Here is a 17,208-nt window from a genome sequence, read left to right as displayed (position 1 = left end):
TATTAATTGTCTCTAATGTATAAGCCCAAATTTTTGGTTGGAATCGTTTTAGCTTGTTACGTTTTGTTTGCTGTGTTTGAGTTTAGCGGTAATGGAACTGTAGCATTCTATTTCAAGTCGTTCATGGTTCCTTTTATTGCCATAGCGTATACGTTTTATGTAAACCCTAAAAACAATTTGTTTTGGGCTTTTTTAATTTGTTATTCATTATCAGATTTGTTAGCCATAGGGTTTGGGGAACTACCTTTCTTTACACCAGAAGAAGTGAAGAATTATGATTATTTTATAGGTAACGGACTCTATATGTTATCCTATTTATTTCTTATTTTTAAAATAGTAAGGTTAACTAATTTTAAATATGTATTTAAAAACTTAAAACTTTATAGTATTGTTTTAGTGTTTTTAAATGTTTATTTATTTTATGTACTTAATAGTTTTATTGAGCCAAACTTAACCTATCAGGTAGATTATTACTTTGAATGTGTTTATAACGTTATAATTCTAACATTATTTTTTGTAGGAATGATTAATTTTTTCTGCCGCGATAATCAAAAATCACTTTTTCTATTCCTAGGATCTTTAAGTATTGTGTTGTCAGAAATTATGGCTATAGCTTACCTCTATATAGGTCAAAGAGAACTTCTTAACTTTTTGTCAACAACATTTGCGCTTATAGCATTTAATTTGTTTTATTATCAAACTTCATTATCAAACGTTAATACTAAAGAGAGTAGTTTTATTTATAAAGACTAGTTTTTGTTATTTTTTTAGTAAGGAATGTTGAATTCTACACATCTATATAATAATTGATGTTCCGTTGGCCGATTTATTTTTGTTAACATCAAAATAAAAGTCTATTCTACCTAAGTTAATACCATAGCAGCCAACCTGATTTACAAGCGTGTTTTTATTTTCAATATTTTTAACAATTGTAGGTTTTGGTAAAAATGTGTGGGTATGACCACCAATAATTAAATCGATGTCCTTGGTAGACTTAGCAAGAACTAAGTCACTTATTTTGTTCGAATTGTTTTTATAGTAATACCCTAAGTGAGATAAACATATAATAAGTTCACAAGCTTCATCGGTTTTTAAAATACGAGTCATTTCTTGTGCGGTTTCAATTGGATCTAAATATTTGGTTTCTTTAAACATATTAGGCGCTACCAAGCCTTCTAGTTCTATACCTAATCCAAATACGCCTATTTTAATACCATCTTTTATAAATACTTTATAAGGTTTAGTATGCGTATCCATTATGGTATTCGAAAAGTCGTAATTAGCTGTTATAAACTGAAATTTAGCGTGAGGTAATTGAGCATACAACCCATCAATCCCATTATCAAAATCATGATTTCCTATGGTGGCGGCATCATATTTTAGTTTGCTCATTAGTTTAAATTCTAATTCTCCTCCATAATAATTAAAGTATGGTGTGCCTTGAAAAATATCACCTGCATCTAGTAATAACGTATTTGGGTTTTCGTGTCGAATAGATTCTACTATAGTTGCACGTCTTCCAACACCACCTTTGTTGGCATATTTGGCATCATTAGGGCCAAAAGTATCAATATGACTATGTACATCGTTTGTGTGTAAAATGGTGATTTTAGTGGTCTTACTTGAATTTGAAAAGGATTGCAAACCTAAACTACCTAAAGTTACCAATGCTGTTCCTGCCGAAGCTTTTTGAATAAAATTTCTACGTTTCATGTGTTATTTTATTTGAGTAAAACGATTATCAGTTACAGGCTTAATAGTGTCAAGTTTGTTAAACTTATCAATTATAGCATTTCTTATTTTATAATCTAACCTATATACAGTATCATGAGTTTTAAAAAAGTTCATGTTGTCGCCACCATTAAATAAGTAATCACTTGTAGCGACGTTATATATTTTGTTGTTCGAAATATTTTCACCTTTTATTTTGGCTTCAATTACATTGTCATTTTTGTCGAGTGTTAACTTTAGTTGAGATATAGGGTGTGCTCTTTTTCCTTTGGATAGGTAATGAATTAAACTATCTATTTGAGGTTTTTTAAGAGCCACAACCACAATACTGTTCTCGAAGGGCATTAATTCAAAAGCTGTTCTTTTAGATACATTACCTTTGTTTAAATTGCCTCTTATACCTCCGTGGTTTAATAAAACCATATCAATATCTTTATGTGTTCTATTTTTAAAAACAGGGTTAGCTTCGCTATAAATAACATCGGCCATAAAGTTTCCTAAGGCGGTGTTGTATTCACCATCGGTTTTTAAATATGTATTTGCAGAATAGGCTAAAACACTATCTAAATCTTTTTGAATATTATCTTTATAAGGCTTTACAAATGCTTCTATTTCCAGGTCTGTATTTATCGAATCTGAAATTAAAATTTGGGTGCCTTCTATTTTATAAAGTTGTAATTTTTCTTGTTTGCAATTAAGAAAAACAAAAAAATATAACAAAAAAAAGAAATGTGTAAACCTCATATGAAAACCTATAATTTGAATGTACTTTTGCTACCTTTGCGCAAAGTTATAAAGATAAATGATTTTAAAGGGTTTTAAAGAAAATTCTATTAAAAAGTACTTAAACAAATTGTTAGCTAACCGTGAGGTTACGGTTAGTAATAGCCAAGTTATAAGTCTTGGTGTTATTGTAAATATTGATGAGTTTGATGATTTTGAGGTCTTTAGGGAACTTGCCGATTATATAAAAATTAGGCCAAACAGAATGAAGGTTATAGCCTTTTCTTCCAGTAAAAAAGAAAGTTTATTGTCTTGGGATCAATGTTATAATCCTAGGGATTTTGGCTGGAAGGGCGCAATTAAAAATACAGAGTTACAAACGTTTTTAAATAAAGAGTTTGATGTATTGATAAGTTATTATGAAAAAGAGATTTTAGAATTAAAGTTGATTACCGCTGAGTCTAAAGCAAAATTTAAAATTGGAATTTTACAAACAGACGAGCGTTTAAATGATTTAATTGTAAAAACTAATTTAAAACAGTTCGATCTTTTTAGAGAAGAAGTGTTTAAATATTTAACCATATTAAAAAAAATTAAATAAGTAATGAATAATAAGTTTGTAGGAACGGGAGTTGCGTTAGTTACACCATTTAATTCAGATTTAAGTATAGATCATGAGGCGCTATCCAATATTGTTAATTATAATATTGACAATGGTACAGATTATTTGGTAATCTGTGGTACAACAGCAGAGAGTGTTACGCTAACTAAACAAGAAAAAAAGGATGTTGTTACAACTATATCTAAAGTGAATAACGGGCGTTTGCCTTTAGTTTTAGGTATTGGAGGTAATAACACAATGGGTGTTATAGAGGAAATTGAAACTACAGATTTAAGTGGGATTGATGCTATATTATCGGTTTCACCATATTATAGTAAACCAACTCAAGAGGGAATTTATCAGCATTTTAAAGCCATTGCTAAGGCGTGCCCTATTGATATTATTTTATATAACGTTCCTGGGCGAACTGCAAAAAACATGGAGGTTGATACCACTTTGCGTTTAGCTAAAGATTTTAAAAATATTGTTGGGGTAAAAGAAGCTGGTAATAATATGGCACAATATTACGAGCTAATTAAAAATAAGCCTGAAGAATTTTTAGTGATTTCTGGTGATGATGATTTGGTGTTAAGCGTTACTTTAGCCGGTGGTGCCGGTGTTATTTCTGTTATTGGTCAGGCCTACCCAAAAGAATTTTCAGAAATGATTCGATTAGGATTAAAAGGAAATGCTAAAGAGGCTTTTACTTTGCATTATAAACTTATGGATGTTATTGGTTATATTTTTGAAGAAAATAACCCTGCAGGAATTAAGGCTGTTTTTGAAGCTTTAGGTTTATGTAGAGACACTGTTAGGTTGCCAATAGTTCCGGCATCTAATGCTCTAAAAACAAAAATCCAAGATTTTGTAAATTCATTTTAGTGTGTTAAATATTACTTAAACCTTATAATTACTGTGTTTTAGCTGTTATTTTAGCGCTTAAATATTATTTTTAAAATCCATATAAATAGCGTATTTTTGCGTGCTGTATTAAAAATCTATGAACAAATTTTTTTACATATTAGTATTTCTTACTGTTTTTAGCAGTTGTAGCGAGTATCAAAAGGTCTTAAAAGCCGATGGAGAAGGTGCCATTGCTACAAAATTTAAAATGGGAGAAGAGTTGTATAACGAAGGTAAGTTTGGGAAAGCAAATAAGCTCTTTGCTCAAATTGTTCCTAGTTATAGAGGTAAACCACAGGCAGAGAAGTTAATGTATTTGTACTCGAACTCATTTTACCAGATGGGAGATTACTATGTGGCAGGCTATCAGTTTGAGCGTTTTGCTTCAAGTTATCCAAAAAGCGAAAAAGCGGGAGAAGCAGCTTTTTTAAGTGCTAAAAGTGCTTACATGTTATCGCCAGTTTTTAGTAAAGATCAAACAGAAACTAAAGAGGCTATTGAAAAGCTTCAGGAGTTTATTAATGTGTATCCAGAATCTAGTCATGTGTCAGAAGCAAGTGCTTTAGTGCAAGAATTAGATTTTAAATTAGAGAAAAAAGCTTTTGAAATAGCAAAGCAATTTAATCATATTTCAGATTTTCCTGCTTCAGTAAGGTCATTTGATAATTTTATTTTCGATTTTCCAGGTTCTAAATTGCGTGAAGATGCTTTATATTACAGACTAGATTCAGCTTATAAATTAGCGGTTAATAGTATTGAAGTTAAAAGAACACTTCAAACAGGTTTAGTTTACTTGAAAAAACAGCGTTTAGAAAGTGCCAAGGAATATTCGGAAGCCTTTATAAAATCATTTACAGATTCTAAATATACTGAAGATGTTAATAAGATGATTATTGAAATAAACGAAGAGTTAAAAAATTACAGCACAAAAAGTTAAATTATAAAATAATGGATTTAAAAAAAACCAATGCTCCAGTTAATACGGTAACGTATGATAGAAATCAGATTGATGAGCCTACGGAGAATATCTACGAGTCAATTTCTATCATTGCAAGACGTGCGGAACAAATTAACACAGAGATTAAAAAAGAACTTATTGATAAGTTAGAAGAATTTGCTACTTACAATGATAGTCTTGAAGAGATTTTTGAAAATAAAGAGCAAATAGAGGTTTCTAAATTTTACGAAAAATTACCAAAACCTCATGCGTTAGCTGTTCAAGATTGGTTAACTGATAAAATTTATTTTAGAAATACAGACCAAGATAGTCAAGAATAATTTCTAAATTTAAACACCATTAAATAAACTCCAAAACCGTTTTACCAAATGGTCTTGGAGTTTGTTTGCTTATTAAAGAAAGTTACTATGAGTATATTAAGCGGAAAAAACATATTATTGGGTATAACTGGTGGTATTGCTGCTTATAAAACTGCTTCGCTTGTTCGTTTGTTTATAAAATCTGGTGCGCAGGTAAAGGTTGTTATGACCCCTTCGGCAAAAGATTTTATCACACCTTTAACGCTATCTACACTTTCAAAAAATCCTGTTCATTCTTCATTTACAAACGAAGATGATGATAATGCCATATGGAATAACCATGTAGATTTAGGTTTATGGGCCGATCTATTTGTAATCGCTCCAGCCACAGCAAATACTTTAGCTAAAATGGTAAATGGAAATAGCGATAATTTATTGTTGGCAACCTATTTATCTGCTAAATGCCCAGTGTATTTTGCTCCTGCAATGGATTTGGATATGTATAAACATCCATCAACTTTAGAATCTTTTAATAAGCTAAATAGTTTCGGAAATATTATGATTCCGGCAGGAAGCGGAGAACTAGCAAGTGGTTTGGTTGGTGAAGGGCGTATGGCAGAACCCGAAGATATTGTTGCATTTATAGAACATGATGTTTTAGGAAAATTGCCGCTTCGTGGTAAAAAGGTTTTAATTACGGCAGGTCCAACTTACGAGGCTATCGATCCGGTACGTTTTATAGGTAACCACTCCAGTGGTAAAATGGGATTTGAAATAGCAAAAGCTGCAGCCAATCTGGGAGCAGAGGTTATTTTAGTTGCTGGTCCAACCCACCAAAAAACAAGCCATTCTTGTATTCAAGTTTTTCCTGTTGTTAGTGCTCAAGATATGTATAATGAGGTGCACAAGCACTTTGAAACAGCCCATATTGCCATACTTTCGGCAGCAGTAGCAGACTTTACACCAAAAGAAGTCGCTCATCAGAAAATAAAAAAGAAGTCGGATACGTTAACCTTAGAACTAGAAAAAACTAAAGATATTTTGGCCTCTTTAGGCGCAATTAAAAAGGAACAATTTTTAGTTGGTTTTGCTTTGGAGACAAACAATGAGCTTGAAAATGCAAAAGGAAAATTAAAAAGAAAGAATTTAAATTTAATTGTATTAAATTCGTTAAACGACAAAGGAGCTGGTTTTAAAACAGATACTAATAAAGTAACTTTTATTGATGATAGAGATAATATTATAGAATTCCAGTTAAAGTCGAAAACAGAAGTTGCTTCAGATTTATTAAATAAAATTATATCAGAAATTGATGCGTAATATTCTACTTGTATTAATAATTTGCCTAGGATTTAAAGGGTTTTCGCAAGAGTTAAACTGTAGTGTTGTGGTTAATGCAGAACAGACAGGTAACGAAAACTTCCCTATTTTTAAAACTTTAGAAAAACAACTTACCGAGTTTGTTAATAATACAAAATGGACTAAAAAAACATTTAAGGATCAAGAGCGTATAAACTGTAACTTGTTTTTAAATATAACAAATTATAGTGGCGAGTCTTTTCAAGGGACATTACAAATACAATCTTCTCGTCCTGTTTACGGCTCATCTTATAGTACGCCAATTTATAATTTTAATGATAAATATTTTAATTTCAGTTATCTAGAATTTCAAAATTTAATCTATAACCCAACGCAGTTTGAGTCTAATTTAATTTCTGTATTAGCTTTTCATATTAATATGGTTTTAGGCTTAGATGCCGATTCGTTTTCGGATAGGGGAGGCGATGCGTATTTTAAACAAGCTCAAATAATTACCAACTATTCGCAACAAGGAAATTTTCAAGGTTGGAAGTTAGAAGATGGTTTGCAAAGTAGGTTTGCCTTAATAGATAATATTTTATCGCCAACATTTAAAGAGTTTAGACAGGTCATGTACAAATACCACCGCAACGGTTTAGATGTTATGAGCGAAAATGTAAAAGCAGGAAAAAGTGAAATTGCTTCTGCTTTACAGACGTTTAAAGACATGAATAGTCGTAGACCTAATTCGTTTTTACTTCGTACCTTTTTTGATACCAAAGCCGAAGAAATTGAACAAATATTTTCAGACGGACCACAAGTAAATATTGTTGCTTTAAAGGAAACACTTCAAAAAGTGGCGCCAATGCACAGTAGCAAATGGCAAAATATTAAGTTGTAAAATAAGAGTGAAGACACTAGGTGGTTTTACAAACCATCATCTTAACACAAAATACTTCATACCTATAGCGAAATATGTTAACTCAACTTTCAATAAAAAATTACGCTTTAATTGATAAACTTCATGTCGATTTTAATGATGGTTTTTCAATAATTACAGGAGAAACAGGCGCAGGTAAATCCATTTTACTTGGCGGATTATCTTTAATATTAGGTAAGCGTGCCGATTTAAGTAGCTTAAAAGATGCATCGCAAAAATGTATAATCGAAGCCGTTTTTAATATTTCTAATTATAAACTAAAATCTCTTTTTACGGCTGAGGATTTTGATTACGAAGAACAAACTATTATACGTAGAGAAATATTGCCTTCAGGAAAATCAAGAGCCTTTGTAAACGATTCGCCGGTTAATTTATCTAGCCTCCAAGTTTTAGGCGCGCGTTTAATCGATGTGCATTCCCAACACCAAACGCTTCAATTAACCAGTAACGATTTTCAGTTTCAAGTTATTGATGCCTTGGCTAATAACGATAACGCTTTATTACATTATAAAACAGAACTTAAGGTTTATAAAAGACTTCAAAAAGAACTAGAAGAACTTAAAACATTTCAAGCCGAAGCAATTAAAGAGCACGACTATAATATGTTTTTATTAAACGAATTAGTGGAAGCTAATTTAGTTGAAGATGAAGAGTTAAGTTTAGAGGAAGAGTATGAAACATTAAATAATATTGAAGGTATAAAAGAAAAACTTGCCGAGGCAGACCATCTTTTAAGTGAAGAGGAAGTTGGTGTAATAACAGCGCTTACAACCTTAAAAAATGTGTTTCAAAAGCTGTCTACATATTCCTCTAAATATGAAGAGTTATACAATCGTGCCACCAGTAGTTTAATTGAAATGGACGATTTGTATAGTGAAGTTAACGACTTTCAAGAAAATATAGATGCAGATCCTAATAGGCTAGAAGTAGTCGATGCTAAACTTAAAATGCTTCATAGTTTAAAGCAAAAGCATGTGGCTTCAAACGTTTCAGAATTAATAGAGATTAAGAATCAGCTTGAAGAAAAAGTGTCTGTTACCGAAAATCTAGATGCCAATATTCTTAAAAAATCAGAAGAAATTACTTCTCAAGAAAAGCAATTAAATACCATTGCTAAAGGTATTCACGATAAGCGTTTAAAGGTTATTCCGCAGTTAAAAAAACAATTAGAAACTATTTTGGCAGACTTAGGTATGCCAAATGCACAGTTTAAAATAGAGGCCTTATTTGGTAAAACATTTTTTGCCAACGGAAAAGACGAATTATTATTTTTATTTTCTGCCAACAAAGGCGGCAGTTTTAACGAACTTAAAAAAGCAGCATCTGGCGGCGAGCTTTCTAGAATTATGCTAGCTATAAAATCGGTACTAGCCAAATATATTCAATTACCAACCATAATGTTTGATGAAATTGATACCGGAGTTTCTGGCGAAATATCAAATAAAATGGGCGATATTATGTTGCAAATGAGCAATAGGATGCAGGTGTTTTCTATTACCCATTTACCCCAAGTGGCAGCCAAAGGGCATTCGCACTTTAAGGTGTATAAGGAAGATATTAACGATATAACACAAACTAATTTAATTAAATTAAATCATGATGAGCGTATTGTAGAAATTGCACAAATGTTAGGCGGTACAGAAATGTCATCATCGGCAATTGCTCATGCAAAAGAGTTACTCAATTAATTAGTATATTTGACACCTATAAACAAATAATAAAATCAACTTACAAACCAATACATATGTATAACTTATTAAAAGGAAAAAGAGGAATCATTTTTGGAGCTTTAGATGAAAACTCAATCGCTTGGAAAACTGCCGAACGTGTTCATGAAGAAGGTGGCACATTTGTTTTAACAAATGCTCCAGTTGCCATGAGAATGGGACAAATAAATGAGTTGGCCGAAAAAACAGGTTCTCAAATTATTCCTGCCGATGCAACATCAGAAGAAGATTTAAAAAATTTAGTAGAGCAATCTATGGAAATTCTTGGTGGTAAAATCGATTTCGTTTTACATTCAATCGGCATGTCTATAAATGTTCGTAAAGGAAAACATTATACAGATCAAAACTATGCATGGACACAAAAAGGAACAGACGTTTCTGCAATGTCTTTTCATAAAGTAATGCAAACGCTTTTTAAAGCCGATGCTATGAATGAGTGGGGAAGTATCGTAGCCTTAACCTATATGGCAGCGCAACGTGTTTTTCCAGATTATAACGATATGGCCGATAATAAGGCCTATTTAGAAAGTGTAGCCCGTAGTTTTGGGTATTTCTTTGGTAGAGATAAAAAAGTTCGTGTAAACACCATTTCGCAATCACCTACACCAACAACAGCTGGTAGTGGAGTAAAAGGATTCGACGGGTTTATTGCCTATGCCGATAAAATGTCGCCACTTGGTAATGCAACCGCTCTAGATTGTGCAAACTACACCGTATCAATGTTTAGCGATTTAACAAAACGCGTAACTTTACAAAACTTATTTCACGATGGTGGCTTTAGCAACATGGGCGTAAGCGACGCTGTAATGGCTAAGTTTGTAGACGAAGAATAGAACATAACAAACAAAAACATATAGTAAGGCCATCTTTTTTAAGGTGGCTTTTTTTATGCCTCATATTTTAATAATTATGGCGGGTTTTAAGAAAAATAAAACCGCGCTATCCGTTATTAGTTTAGGCTCGATGCGCGCCTCGCCAAAAGCTAACCACTACTATCGCTCCCGCAGGTATTTGCTAACTTAGTATTTATCCTAAAAAAACAAGATTTGTTTATAAAAGCCAGTTCAATAAAAATGGGTTTTCAAAACATAAAACCACATATAATTTATATCAATATGTAAACACAGGTAAACAGGATTAATTACATTTGTAATATGCAATTACAATACTCATTTATAATTCCGGTTTATAACCGTCCAGACGAAATTCAAGAGCTTTTAGAGAGTTTTGAAGCTTTAAAGGGCCCTATTGATTTCGAAATTGTAATTGTCGAAGATGGCTCTACTCAGACATCAAAAGCGGTGGTTGATAGCTTTAATAGTAAACTAAATATTTCGTACTATTTTAAAGAAAATTCAGGGCCAGGAGATTCTCGTAATTTTGGTATGCAACATGCCAAAGGCAACTATTTTATCATTTTGGATTCCGATTGTATTTTACCCCAAACTTATTTATTGGAAGCCGATAAAAGTTTAAAAGCAGACTATGTAGATTGTTTTGGAGGTCCCGATGCGGCACACGAGTCGTTTTCAAACCTTCAAAAAGCCATTAATTTTTCCATGACCTCCTTCATTACAACTGGTGGCATCCGTGGAAATAAAAACAGCGTCGATACCTTTCAACCCCGAAGTTTTAACATGGGTCTTTCTAAAAAAGCATTTCTAGATTCTAAAGGATTTGGAAGAATCCATCCAGGAGAGGATCCCGATTTATCAATAAGACTCTGGAATTTAGGTTATAAAACCAAGCTTATACCAGAAGCTTTTGTGTACCATAAGCGCCGGATATCGTGGAGTAACTTTTATAAACAAGTCCATAAATTTGGTTTGGTTCGTCCTATTTTAAACAAATGGCATCCTACAACAAAAAAAATAACTTATTGGTTCCCTACGCTGTTTAGTTTAGGTTTAATAGTATCCATTTTGTTGTTTTTAATAGGGTTTAAGTGGTTTTTGTTAGGGTATGCGTGTTACTTTGCTTTAGCATTTGTTTTGGCCGTATTTAATACTAAAAATATCGTGGTTTCAGTATTAGCAATTCCAGCAATCTTAATTCAGTTTTTTGGTTATGGTTATGGATTTTTAAAAGCTACATTAGCTGTTTCTATATTTAATAAAACACCCGAGACACATTTTCCTAAATTATTTTTCAAATTAAAATAATGAAGAAAATAAAAGCTAACATCATAGAAGCCTTTAAAAATAAAAGAATCAATGTGTTCTTTATATTTCTGTTTGTATCGTTTGTAATTTTAATGTTTACCAAACTATCAAAACAGTACACTAATACCATTCCTTTTGGAGTTGAAAAGCTTAACATCCCTCAAGAAAATGTTATTTTAAACGATTCTGCTAAAATTAATATAACACTAAAAACGCATGGATTTAGGTGGTTAACCTACTATTGGACACAACCAAAAATTACTATAGATTTTAATGAGGATGTTTTTAAAAAAGAATCTGTTTTTGTTTGGAATAAATCCAAGGCATATTTAAATAACACCCAGTTTGATAAAGATGTCGAGATACTAAATATTTCCCCAGACCCAATAACGTTTAAATACGGCGTTAATATGGTAAAAAAAGTACCGGTTATAATTCATGCCGATGTTAATTTTGTTCCAGGTTATAATATGACAGGAGATATAACATCAAATCCGGATTCAGTAACCGTTGTTGGACCCGATATTTTGGTATCAAAAATTACTAGTGTAGAAACAGAAAATTTGGTTTTTAATGAGTTGAGAGCCAATATTATTAAAACAGTAAAGCTTAAGTTACCTGAAAACATCTCCGATTTAAAATTTTCAGTAACCAAGGTAGAACTTAAGGCGCAAGTAGAAAAGTTTACCGAAGGCACAGTAAAAATTCCATTTACCGTAATTAATGCGCCTACAAATGCAAAGCTTAAATATTTCCCTAAATTTGTAAGTGTTTCATATTATGTGAGTTTGGCTAATTTTAACGCTATTAAAGCAAAAGACTTTAAAGTGGTTTGCGATTTTAATAAAACCAATCAAGGGCAGTCTTTTTTAATTCCTGAGTTGGTAATAACTCCCGAATTGGTTCAGCATGCAAAAATAAGTCAACAACGCATAGAATTTATAATTACAAAATGATTGTTGTAGGTCTTACAGGCGGTATTGGTAGTGGCAAAACCACGGTAGCAAAAGAGTTTTCTAAATTGGGAATTCCTGTTTACATTGCAGACAATGAGGCTAAGGCTTTAATGCGAAGGTCTAAAGTTATTAAAAGGAAACTCAAAGCTTTGTTTGGGGAAGATGCCTATTTAAAAGGCGAATTAAATAAACCATTTATAGCGAATATTATTTTTAACGATAAATCGTATTTGCAAAAAATGAATGCAATTGTACACCCTAAAGTTGCGAAACATTTTGAAAAATGGGCATTAAAACAAACTGCACCTTACGTTATAAAAGAAGTTGCTATTTTGTTTGAGAACGGAGGTAATAAAGCTTGCGATTTTGTAATTACTGTTACGGCACCGAAAAAAATAAGAATAGAGCGTTTACTAAAACGCGATGATACTTCAGAAGAAAAAATTGAAGCTATCATGAAAAATCAATGGACAGATGAAGAAAAAGTTAAACATTCTCATTTTGTAATTGAAAACACCAATCTTGATAATACCGTAAATCAAGTATTAAAAATTCATAAGAAACTTCTTATTAAACAATAAAAACCTTAAATTTTAACATTTTTGTTAATGTAAGGTTAAAACATAAGATTGCTAAATGTTAAAATGTTAATTTTGAATGATGGGCAAAAAATTATTTATTTTGTTAATAATACTTATGAGTTTATCTCTAATTGGTATTATAGCAATTCAAGCTTATTATATTAACGATTCGGTTAACAACGAAAAGGAACGTTTTAAGTTTAATGTTATCAAAGCACTTAACTACGTTTCTAATACGATAGAAGAAAACGAATCGGAACAATATTTCTCTAAGTTTTTAAGCTTAGATAGCGAGAAAAAAGCAGATGAAGATGCCGTTTCACAGTTGTTAATTTATCAAAAAAATAACAGCACAAAAGAAATGTTTGTTTATAGAGGTGATGTTTTAGAAGAAAACTATAAACTCACTTCTTCGCTCTTTGACATTGGTTTAGATAGTATTGATATTAAGAATATTACAACAAAATCTACTACCGAAATTTATAATGGTAATGGCGATTCCGATAAGGATATAAAAAGTCCGATATCAAAAATAATAAGAAGTGGAAGTATAGATGAGGCACAACGTTTAAGTTTTGAACGTGGGTTTAAGGAAATGCGTAAAACTTATCCAATCCATAAGCGTGTTTCAGAAAATGAAATTAAAAAATTGCTTACCGAAAAACTTAAAAAGGATGATATCGATATTGACTTTGAGTTTGCTATTTATAGTAACAATTTAGCAACTAAAGTAAAAAGTGATAATTTTGAGTACGATCCCAATTCTAGTTTTAAAGTGCCAATTTTTTATGATGAAAACAATCAAACGCCATATCGCTTACATGTAAACTTTCCAGATGATAGAAAGTTTATTTTGTCGGGTGTTATAGGTATGATTTTGTTATCCATAACATTTACATCCATTATAATTTTAGCATATTCAAGTGCTTTGTTTCAGTTGGTTAAACAACGTAAAATCTCTGAAATAAAAACAGATTTTATCAATAATATGACGCATGAGTTTAAAACACCTATTGCTACCATTAATTTAGCAATAGACTCTATTAAGAATCCTAAAATTATTGACGATAAAGAGAAGGTTTTAAGATATCTTGGGATGATTAAGGAAGAGAATAAGCGCATGCATGCACAAGTAGAAAATGTACTGCGTATATCTAAACTAGAAAAAAATGAGCTTAACATAAGTAAGGATAGAGTGGATTTACACGACTTAGTTGAAGATGCTTTAACGCATGTAGAATTAATTGTGGAGGACAGGCAAGGTTATATAAAATCCTTTCTAGATGCCGAGAAATCTTCGGTTTTAGCAAACGAAACTCACTTTACTAATGTAATAGTAAATATTTTGGATAATGCCATTAAGTATTCTCCAGAAGCCCCTAAAATTGAGGTTTATACCGAAAATGCTGGGACAAACATTTTATTAAAAATTAAAGATCATGGTAGTGGCATGAGTAAAGCAGCTGCCAAACGTGTGTTCGAGAAATTTTATAGAGAACATACAGGAAATATTCATAACGTAAAAGGCCACGGTTTAGGTTTGGCTTATGTTAAAAGAATTGTAGAAGACCATCAAGGTCATGTATCAGTAGAATCAGAAAAAGACAAAGGAAGCACTTTTATTATAAAGCTACCACTAATATCATAACTATGGAAGAATTTAAAAAAAGAATATTATTAGTTGAAGATGATCCAAATTTCGGGACCGTACTTAAAGATTATTTAATGATGAATGAGTATGAAGTTACACATGCTAAAAACGGTATGGAAGGTTTCGAGAAATTTAAAAAAGACGATTTCGATTTATGTATCCTTGATGTTATGATGCCTTATAAGGACGGTTTTACATTAGCAAAAGAAATAAGAGAGAAAAATACCGATGTGCCTATTATTTTTTTAACCGCTAAAACGATGAAAGAAGACGTTTTAAAGGGCTATAAAGTAGGCGCAGACGATTATTTAAATAAACCGTTTGATAGCGAAGTGCTTTTAATGAAAATTAAAGCTATTATTCAACGTAAGGCTACCGAAACTATTTCAGATAGCAAGCAATTTGAGTTTAAAATAGGACGATTCGACCTAAATTCTAAATTACGTTTCTTAAAATTTGATGGTGAAGATCCTGTAAAATTATCACCAAAAGAAAACGAGTTGCTGCGTCTTTTAGCTTTACACGAAAACGATCTAATGCCACGTGAATTGGCTTTAACAAAAATATGGCGTGACGATAATTATTTCACATCACGTAGTATGGATGTGTATATCGCTAAGCTTCGTAAATATTTAAAACTAGACGACAAAGTAGAAATTCTAAATATACATGGAGAAGGTTTTCGTTTGGTTGTAAACAGTTAAGTAAAGACACTTTATGATATTAAAAAATCCAACATTAAGTTGGATTTTTTTATGGCTTTTATTTACTGCTGGAAGCCTTTTTAGGTTAACTTTTATTCTTCTTTTAATTTAGAAATAATACGGCCAACCTCTTTCGTTTCAAATTTTTGAATCATTCTAAGTAAAAAGCGAACTAGACGTGTTTTCGGTGTTTTAATAATTTCACTTAGCTTAACAACTAGTTTGTCGATATTCTTTTTTGTGTTTGCATTGTGTGTTTCTCCCAACGACCATAACAAGTTTGCCGAATTCCAAGATTGTTCTCGGGCTTTACGCATGCTAAAATCTATTAGTTTTTCATCTTCATTTTGTCCAATCCAATCTAAAAGTATCATTAAAGGTGAAACGCGACTCAAACGGTCTTGCAATTCATTAACTATTTGGAAAAGGATATCGTTAACCTTGTTAAAATCGCTATGAATGTCATTAATCTCTAAATCAGTCATAGTTTTAGATGTCGCTAGGGCAAGGTCTAAGTTAATATGGGCATTCATGCCTAACATAATATGCTGCACAACAGTTAAAGGTTCCTGGGCATTATTAAAGGCAAAGGCCCAAGCAGCGCTTATGTTTTGGTTTTTTTTATAAGCTTTATAGGCATCTAAATATAAATTGGCAAACTCAACATCTAAGATTTCTAAACGTGTATTGTCTTCAAAGCGACCTAAAGCAATCTCAGAGGCAATTTCAGCTGTGGTTCGTCTGTAAATGTATGCAAACAAACCTAGCCGGTTATTGGTCTTTATGCATTCGTTAATAATGGAATCAAGCTCAATTAAAACATTCTGGATGGTGGTGGCACGTGGCATAAGGTAACGTAATAGGTTTACGTACAGAAATATACAAAATAGCTGGTTGTTATTTGCTTGTTTTTTTATTTATTAAACACTTTAATATGTAAAGTTGTTGGTGTTCTAATTTTTATTGTCAAAAGAACTTCAATTTCTTTAAAGGTTATATGAGGATTATAACAAAATTGTCATCTAATTTATCTCAATAAAAAATAATATCTTCATTTAGTTAAGCTGATTAGCAAATTGAGTTGGCAATTTGCTAACCGATCTAATTTTAATATCTTTATAATACAGTTCAGCACCTTCACTTTGAAGTTGAATTTTACCTTTGGTTAAAGGCTTAGCGATATCGTTTTCACCATAGGTAACAGATTTTTCTAGGACGAGAGCTATTTTTCCATTTACAATGTGGTAGGCTGTATCGCCTATGCAAACCAAATCAATTTGATTCCATCCTTGTAATTTTCCATAGTTGGTGCTTTTTCTACATCGGCCATCTTCACCCGTTTTAAATTTTTTATATGCACTGTTAGGGTTATATATAAAAATATCCCAAGCCGAATCTGGGTTTTCTTTCTTTATGGCTTTTATATGGGCACCTGTACCAGCTATAGTGTAGTAATCTCCGCAATCCTCTTCTTGAATCTGAAATTCCTGAGATTGCATCCAGCAATTCCAAAAGGCTCCTTGTTTCCCGATAGCATGGTACAATATTCCGCTATCCATTGGTTTGTCTAAACGAGGTTCGTACTTTTTATCTCCCCATTTAAACTTGAGGCTTAAGTGGTAGTTTTCGTAGTCTTTTTTGGTGGTTACTGCGCCGTATATTTCTCCTGAAATATTTAAAACAGGCGCTCCATCCATTTCAATAACTGAAAACACGTTTAAGGGATCATTGTTTAATCCTAATGGTGTGCCTTCATCCATACCGTTGCCTTTTTCGAAACCTTCAATATTTACAGTGTGGTGTGGTGCCCCAACAAACTCGTCCCATTGACTTAATTCCATATCTAGTAGGTGTTCCCAAGATTGGTTTGTGGGTTTTTTCGAATTGTAGGAGCTCAGCCCAATGTACATTAGAATAACTGTAAAAGGGAAGATAATTGATTTCAAACTAGATGTCATAGGTTTTGGTTTCTA

At 32.0% G+C, this 17,208-nt stretch carries 18 protein-coding genes; 14 read left to right on the top strand and 4 right to left on the bottom strand.

Annotated features, from left to right (window positions below; all coding sequences use genetic code 11):
• Positions 1–15: 15 nt before the first annotated feature.
• Positions 16–753, top strand: a complete 738-nt coding sequence (locus ABJM36_RS03455; protein ID WP_348449210.1) for a hypothetical protein — start codon at positions 16–18, stop codon at positions 751–753.
• Positions 754–795: 42 nt separating this feature from the next.
• On the opposite strand, the gene ABJM36_RS03450 is transcribed toward ABJM36_RS03455, so the two are convergent.
• Both ABJM36_RS03450 and ABJM36_RS03445 read right to left on the bottom strand, forming a co-directional pair.
• On the bottom strand, positions 796–1,713 hold the full coding sequence (locus ABJM36_RS03450; RefSeq protein ID WP_348449208.1) for a metallophosphatase: 918 nt from the start codon (positions 1,711–1,713) through the stop codon (positions 796–798).
• Between the two features lie 3 nt (positions 1,714–1,716).
• On the bottom strand, positions 1,717–2,451 hold the full coding sequence (locus ABJM36_RS03445; protein ID WP_348449206.1) for a 5'-nucleotidase: 735 nt from the start codon (positions 2,449–2,451) through the stop codon (positions 1,717–1,719).
• A gap of 82 nt (positions 2,452–2,533) precedes the next feature.
• Here ABJM36_RS03445 and ABJM36_RS03440 point away from each other — a divergent pair, with 82 nt between their 5' ends.
• The 13 genes from ABJM36_RS03440 to ABJM36_RS03380 all read left to right on the top strand — a co-directional run bounded on the left by ABJM36_RS03440 (position 2,534) and on the right by ABJM36_RS03380 (position 15,235).
• The gene (locus tag ABJM36_RS03440) at positions 2,534–3,055 is read left to right on the top strand and encodes a hypothetical protein (protein WP_348449204.1); all 522 of its coding nucleotides are present in this window, start codon (positions 2,534–2,536) and stop codon (positions 3,053–3,055) included.
• A 3-nt stretch (positions 3,056–3,058) separates the two neighbouring features.
• On the top strand, positions 3,059–3,937 hold the full coding sequence (gene dapA, locus ABJM36_RS03435) for a 4-hydroxy-tetrahydrodipicolinate synthase (protein WP_348449202.1): 879 nt from the start codon (positions 3,059–3,061) through the stop codon (positions 3,935–3,937).
• Positions 3,938–4,055: 118 nt separating this feature from the next.
• Complete coding sequence (bamD, locus tag ABJM36_RS03430; protein WP_348449200.1) at positions 4,056–4,895, top strand: outer membrane protein assembly factor BamD; 840 nt, start codon at positions 4,056–4,058, stop codon at positions 4,893–4,895.
• An 11-nt stretch (positions 4,896–4,906) separates the two neighbouring features.
• Complete coding sequence (locus tag ABJM36_RS03425) at positions 4,907–5,236, top strand: DNA-directed RNA polymerase subunit omega (protein ID WP_348449198.1); 330 nt, start codon at positions 4,907–4,909, stop codon at positions 5,234–5,236.
• An 87-nt stretch (positions 5,237–5,323) separates the two neighbouring features.
• Positions 5,324–6,535: a bifunctional phosphopantothenoylcysteine decarboxylase/phosphopantothenate--cysteine ligase CoaBC gene (coaBC, locus tag ABJM36_RS03420; RefSeq protein ID WP_348449196.1), complete on the top strand. Its 1,212-nt coding sequence runs from the start codon at positions 5,324–5,326 to the stop codon at positions 6,533–6,535.
• Positions 6,528–7,415 (top strand): DUF4835 family protein, encoded by an 888-nt coding sequence (locus ABJM36_RS03415; protein WP_348449194.1) that lies wholly within the window; start codon positions 6,528–6,530, stop codon positions 7,413–7,415. Before coaBC ends, ABJM36_RS03415 begins: the two co-directional genes overlap by 8 nt.
• A gap of 74 nt (positions 7,416–7,489) precedes the next feature.
• A complete protein-coding gene (gene recN, locus ABJM36_RS03410; protein ID WP_348449192.1) occupies positions 7,490–9,142 on the top strand; it encodes a DNA repair protein RecN in 1,653 nt (550 codons plus the stop codon).
• Between the two features lie 56 nt (positions 9,143–9,198).
• Positions 9,199–10,014: an SDR family oxidoreductase gene (locus tag ABJM36_RS03405; protein WP_348449190.1), complete on the top strand. Its 816-nt coding sequence runs from the start codon at positions 9,199–9,201 to the stop codon at positions 10,012–10,014.
• Between the two features lie 321 nt (positions 10,015–10,335).
• On the top strand, positions 10,336–11,343 hold the full coding sequence (locus ABJM36_RS03400; RefSeq protein ID WP_348449188.1) for a glycosyltransferase: 1,008 nt from the start codon (positions 10,336–10,338) through the stop codon (positions 11,341–11,343).
• Positions 11,343–12,299, top strand: a complete 957-nt coding sequence (locus ABJM36_RS03395; protein WP_348449186.1) for a YbbR-like domain-containing protein — start codon at positions 11,343–11,345, stop codon at positions 12,297–12,299. Before ABJM36_RS03400 ends, ABJM36_RS03395 begins: the two co-directional genes overlap by 1 nt.
• Positions 12,296–12,880 (top strand): dephospho-CoA kinase, encoded by a 585-nt coding sequence (coaE, locus tag ABJM36_RS03390; RefSeq protein WP_348449184.1) that lies wholly within the window; start codon positions 12,296–12,298, stop codon positions 12,878–12,880. The genes ABJM36_RS03395 and coaE overlap by 4 nt, the downstream gene beginning before the upstream one ends.
• A 115-nt stretch (positions 12,881–12,995) precedes the next feature.
• Positions 12,996–14,528: a HAMP domain-containing sensor histidine kinase gene (locus ABJM36_RS03385; protein WP_348449182.1), complete on the top strand. Its 1,533-nt coding sequence runs from the start codon at positions 12,996–12,998 to the stop codon at positions 14,526–14,528.
• A gap of 2 nt (positions 14,529–14,530) precedes the next feature.
• On the top strand, positions 14,531–15,235 hold the full coding sequence (locus ABJM36_RS03380) for a response regulator transcription factor (RefSeq protein WP_348449180.1): 705 nt from the start codon (positions 14,531–14,533) through the stop codon (positions 15,233–15,235).
• 92 nt (positions 15,236–15,327) lie between these two features.
• On the opposite strand, the gene ABJM36_RS03375 is transcribed toward ABJM36_RS03380, so the two are convergent.
• Positions 15,328–16,083: a DUF5995 family protein gene (locus ABJM36_RS03375; protein ID WP_348449178.1), complete on the bottom strand. Its 756-nt coding sequence runs from the start codon at positions 16,081–16,083 to the stop codon at positions 15,328–15,330.
• A 207-nt stretch (positions 16,084–16,290) separates the two neighbouring features.
• Positions 16,291–17,181, bottom strand: coding sequence for a DUF1080 domain-containing protein (locus ABJM36_RS03370; RefSeq protein WP_348449176.1), 891 nt, complete (start codon positions 17,179–17,181; stop codon positions 16,291–16,293).
• Positions 17,182–17,208 lie beyond the last annotated feature (27 nt).

This window comes from Algibacter sp. (genome assembly GCF_039977455.1).
Classification (GTDB): Bacteria; Bacteroidota; Bacteroidia; order Flavobacteriales; family Flavobacteriaceae; genus Algibacter_B.
Note: the sequence above shows the minus strand (reverse complement) of the source record. Positions and strands in the feature narration are given on the sequence as shown.

Excerpts from the sequence above, each read along its gene's own strand:
- ABJM36_RS03455 (WP_348449210.1), top strand. The coding sequence starts at position 16 with ATGTATAAGCCCAAATTTTTGGTTGGAATCGTTTTAGCTTGTTACGTT.
- ABJM36_RS03450 (WP_348449208.1), bottom strand. The coding sequence starts at position 1,713 with ATGAAACGTAGAAATTTTATTCAAAAAGCTTCGGCAGGAACAGCATTG.
- ABJM36_RS03440 (WP_348449204.1), top strand. The coding sequence starts at position 2,534 with ATGATTTTAAAGGGTTTTAAAGAAAATTCTATTAAAAAGTACTTAAAC.
- dapA (WP_348449202.1), top strand. The coding sequence starts at position 3,059 with ATGAATAATAAGTTTGTAGGAACGGGAGTTGCGTTAGTTACACCATTT.
- bamD (WP_348449200.1), top strand. The coding sequence starts at position 4,056 with ATGAACAAATTTTTTTACATATTAGTATTTCTTACTGTTTTTAGCAGT.
- ABJM36_RS03425 (WP_348449198.1), top strand. The coding sequence starts at position 4,907 with ATGGATTTAAAAAAAACCAATGCTCCAGTTAATACGGTAACGTATGAT.
- coaBC (WP_348449196.1), top strand. The coding sequence starts at position 5,324 with ATGAGTATATTAAGCGGAAAAAACATATTATTGGGTATAACTGGTGGT.
- ABJM36_RS03415 (WP_348449194.1), top strand. The coding sequence starts at position 6,528 with ATGCGTAATATTCTACTTGTATTAATAATTTGCCTAGGATTTAAAGGG.
- recN (WP_348449192.1), top strand. The coding sequence starts at position 7,490 with ATGTTAACTCAACTTTCAATAAAAAATTACGCTTTAATTGATAAACTT.
- ABJM36_RS03405 (WP_348449190.1), top strand. The coding sequence starts at position 9,199 with ATGTATAACTTATTAAAAGGAAAAAGAGGAATCATTTTTGGAGCTTTA.
- ABJM36_RS03400 (WP_348449188.1), top strand. The coding sequence starts at position 10,336 with ATGCAATTACAATACTCATTTATAATTCCGGTTTATAACCGTCCAGAC.
- ABJM36_RS03395 (WP_348449186.1), top strand. The coding sequence starts at position 11,343 with ATGAAGAAAATAAAAGCTAACATCATAGAAGCCTTTAAAAATAAAAGA.
- coaE (WP_348449184.1), top strand. The coding sequence starts at position 12,296 with ATGATTGTTGTAGGTCTTACAGGCGGTATTGGTAGTGGCAAAACCACG.
- ABJM36_RS03385 (WP_348449182.1), top strand. The coding sequence starts at position 12,996 with ATGAGTTTATCTCTAATTGGTATTATAGCAATTCAAGCTTATTATATT.
- ABJM36_RS03380 (WP_348449180.1), top strand. The coding sequence starts at position 14,531 with ATGGAAGAATTTAAAAAAAGAATATTATTAGTTGAAGATGATCCAAAT.
- ABJM36_RS03375 (WP_348449178.1), bottom strand. The coding sequence starts at position 16,083 with ATGCCACGTGCCACCACCATCCAGAATGTTTTAATTGAGCTTGATTCC.